The sequence below is a fragment of the Phyllobacterium sp. P5_D12 genome (genome assembly GCF_054049495.1).
Genome location: NZ_JBFUMG010000472.1, coordinates 1 through 3485, shown reverse-complemented (window position 1 = coordinate 3485; position 3485 = coordinate 1). Strand labels below are relative to the sequence as shown.

Genomic DNA, 3485 nt, shown 5'->3' with positions numbered 1-3485 from the left:
CTACCGCGAATGGTCGCCGCTGATCCTGCCGCGCAAGTATGATTCCAGCAATAAATCGCCGGCAAAGAAGACGGGTCTTACCCTTGGCATGGGGATGACCGAGAAGCAGGGCGGTACCGACGTCCACACCAACACCACAAAGGCGGAACCGGCCGGAAGCGGGTTCTATCGCATCACCGGCCACAAATGGTTCATGTCAGCGCCGATGTCGGATGCATTTCTGGTGCTGGCGCAGGCGCGTGAGGGGCTATCCTGTTTTCTCGTGCCGCGTATTCTCCCGGACGGCTCTTCGAACGGCTTTCGCTTTCAGCGTTTGAAGGACAAGCTGGGCAACCGCTCGAATGCTTCTTCGGAAGTCGAGTTCGACAATGCGCTCGGCCAGATGGTCGGAAACCCCGGCGATGGCGTCAAGACGATCATCGACATGGTGACGCTAACCCGACTCGATTGCGCGATTGCTTCGGCTGGGCTGATGCGTGCGGGCTTGGCCGAGGCCGTCCACCATGCGCGGCATCGCATCGTCTTCGAAGGGCCGCTGATCGACAAGCCGTTGATGCTGCGGGTTCTGGCGGACATGGCACTGGACGTGGCTGGCGCGACAGCATTGTCGCTTCGCCTGGCGCGAGCGTTCGACAATGCTGCAAAAGACCGCGGCGAAGCTGCGTTTGCGCGTGTGATGACTCCGGTCGTCAAATACTGGGTGGCGAAGATTGCGCCTGCGCTGCTCTACGAGGCGATGGAGTGTCTCGGCGGCAATGGCTATATCGAGGAAGGTAATCTTGCGCGCTATTACCGCGAGGCTCCGGTCAACGCGATCTGGGAAGGGTCCGGCAACGTCATGGCACTCGACGTGCTGCGGGTGTTGAAACGCGGTCCCCAGCTTTTCGACGAAGTGCTCAACTGGATCGGCGCACAACTCGGTCGTGGCGGGCAGGGCACCGTGGAAGTCCTGCGCGCTGCGATGCGAGTCGCCGAGAACGACGAAGGTGCAGCACGCATATTGACCGAGCAACTGGCGCTCGCGGCCGCTGGTGCGGAGCTGCGGCATCTGCAGTCCGAAGATATCGCCGACGCCTTCATCGAAACCCGTCTGGGCGGACAGTGGCGCACGACCTACGGCATGCTCGATGCGCGRCACAACGCCAAGGATATTATCAGCTCGMTTTATCCGGCGGCGGGCTGAATTATGCGGCTTCGATCAACCCCTTGAGTACGGTTTCCAGGGTAACCTTGCCTTTCAGCGAGTTTTGCTCGCCGCCTTCGAAGTCGATCCAGCTCTCGTTGAAGCCGTCGAGCATTTGAATACGTGGCACAGGGTCCTTCATTCCCTGTGATTTGAACAGACCGGCCCATGTCTCGCGTGGGACAGCTTCGACCCGAACCGGCCGGTCGAAAATCTTGGAGAATGTGGCCGCGGCTTCGCCTGGGCTGATACGATGTTCAGCTTCGAGCTCGACGACCCGCCGTCCATGCCATTCCTGCTGCAGAAGTTCAGCTGCCACGCGACCGACGTCCGCCGTAGCGACCATGGGAAATGTCTTGTCGACCGGCTGCAGAAATGTCGAAATGACGCCGTTGTCGCGCGCAGACGGGATGTCCCAAGCGAAGTTTTCCATAAACCACCCCGGCCGAAGGAAGGTCACGGGAATTTCCAGTGTATCGAGCTTTTGCTCCATGAGCGTTCTTTGTGTCAGCAGATTCGGCTGCGTTGCCTGTGCGCCCACGGTCGAAAGAACGACTACCTTTCCCGGACGGGCTAGCTTGATCGCCTTGTAGACTGCATCAATGACGGCACGTGCCTCGGGAAAGCCCGGTGCCGGATCGAATTCCGAAGGCGGCAATATGAACACGCCGCGAGCGTCTTTGAAGGCAGCGGCGAGCGCAATCGGATCTTCCATTTCCGCGACAGCAACTTCGCAGTCTTTAGCCGACCACGATTGACCTTTTTCAGAATTCCGCACGACAGCCCTGACTGGTTGGCCTGCCTCCAAAAGCGTGCGCGCCACCGCACCGCCGACCTGGCCCGTTATTCCTGTAATGGCGTACATCGAGATCTCCTGACATTGCTGGGTTTCGAGATACATCGAGACAAATGTTTCCCGACGAGTATCTGCTGCCAGATTTATAAGGGCTCTATCATTATTGCTGAAAGTGCGATTATGTCATATCATTCATGACGTTGGATCATGAATGATATGACAGGCAGTGAGATGGCTTTCGACGGACGCTTGGTGGCCAATGTTGGTGTGTTGGCGGCAATCGTTGAAGCTGGCAGCTTTGCCCGCGCAGCTGATGCGCTGGGGTTGTCTCCGTCGGGCGTGAGCAGAGCCGTCACGCGGCTTGAACGGAGCATTGGCGTCCGGTTACTCGATCGGACGACGCGATCCGTCACGCTGACCGACGAGGGACGGCGGCTCTATAACGAGATTGGCCCTCTTCTGTCGGGTATTGAGGACGCCTTCACCCATACTGCGGGATCTTCGGCTGCTGTGCGGGGCCGCCTGCGAGTCAACGTGGATGCGTTCTTTTCAAGGATGATGCTAGCTTCCCATATCGGGCGCTTTCTCGATCGCTATCCGGAAATTTCGCTGGAACTGATTACTCGCGAACAGCTAGGTGATCTCGTCGGCGAGGGTTTCGATATCGCTGTGCGCTTTGGCCAGCCGCCTGCATCCTCTCTCATCGTCCGCAAGCTGCTGGAAACGCGCACGATCACCGTGGCTTCGCCAGCATATCTGGCAAAATTCGGACGACCGATTCATCCGTTGGAACTCGCGAGTCATGAATGCATCCAAGTCAGAGATTCTCTGACCGGCGAAGCGCTCGGGAATTGGGACTACCGGCGAGCGGGAAAAATTGTGTCTGGCAAAACGGCGGGCCGATTGGTGGTCACCGAATTTGGAACAATGTTGGGTGCCTGCCTCGGCGGGGTCGGCATTGCTCGCGTTAAATCGACAGGTGTTGAGGATTTGCTCAACGAGGGAGTTCTTATCGAACTCTTTCCTGATTGGCAGGGCGAAACGTTTCCTCTGCACGCCTTATATCCCTCGCGTCATCTGCCGGCGGCGAAGGTTCGCGCTTTTATCGACTTCGTCGCCGAGACAATCGCAGCGAAATAAGTGCACGCGCTGCGTGTGCTGCCCTCCATTGTCAAAAAATCTGCTGACTCACCTAAAAAATCGCATCGGCGACGCGGAAGGGGGCTCGCTAATGCCTTCAATTTGAATTAAATTTTTATAAATTAACCTTAACAAAAGGTTTACGTTGCGGTGAGTTTCTTAAACGATATCACTACAACCTGAAAATGCACTGCAAAAACGCAGGGTTAAGACGAAATGATTAGACCAGCTCGATCGAGGAGAAACTGAATGCGCAGCTTCCTGATTTTTTGGGCTGGGCCTCTGGGCTTCCTGTGGGGTTGGTATTTTCTTTCGCTTTATGACCTGAGCATGGGCATGTTTTTCTTCAGCCACGAGATGCACGAT

At 57.0% G+C, this 3485-nt stretch carries 4 protein-coding genes; 3 read left to right on the top strand and 1 reads right to left on the bottom strand.

The window, feature by feature from the left end; all coding sequences use genetic code 11:
* Positions 1-1183, top strand: a 1183-nt coding sequence (locus ACXJ5O_RS21995; protein WP_457301749.1) for an acyl-CoA dehydrogenase family protein, incomplete at its 5' end; no start/stop codon positions are given.
* Between the two features lies 1 nt (position 1184).
* On the opposite strand, the gene ACXJ5O_RS21990 is transcribed toward ACXJ5O_RS21995, so the two are convergent.
* A complete protein-coding gene (locus ACXJ5O_RS21990; protein ID WP_457301748.1) occupies positions 1185-2048 on the bottom strand; it encodes an NmrA family NAD(P)-binding protein in 864 nt (287 codons plus the stop codon).
* 138 nt (positions 2049-2186) lie between these two features.
* Here ACXJ5O_RS21990 and ACXJ5O_RS21985 point away from each other — a divergent pair, with 138 nt between their 5' ends.
* The gene (locus tag ACXJ5O_RS21985; RefSeq protein ID WP_457301747.1) at positions 2187-3119 is read left to right on the top strand and encodes a LysR family transcriptional regulator; all 933 of its coding nucleotides are present in this window, start codon (positions 2187-2189) and stop codon (positions 3117-3119) included.
* Between the two features lie 249 nt (positions 3120-3368).
* A partial coding sequence (locus ACXJ5O_RS21980) for a DUF6105 family protein (protein ID WP_457301750.1) occupies positions 3369-3485 on the top strand: 117 nt, incomplete at its 3' end.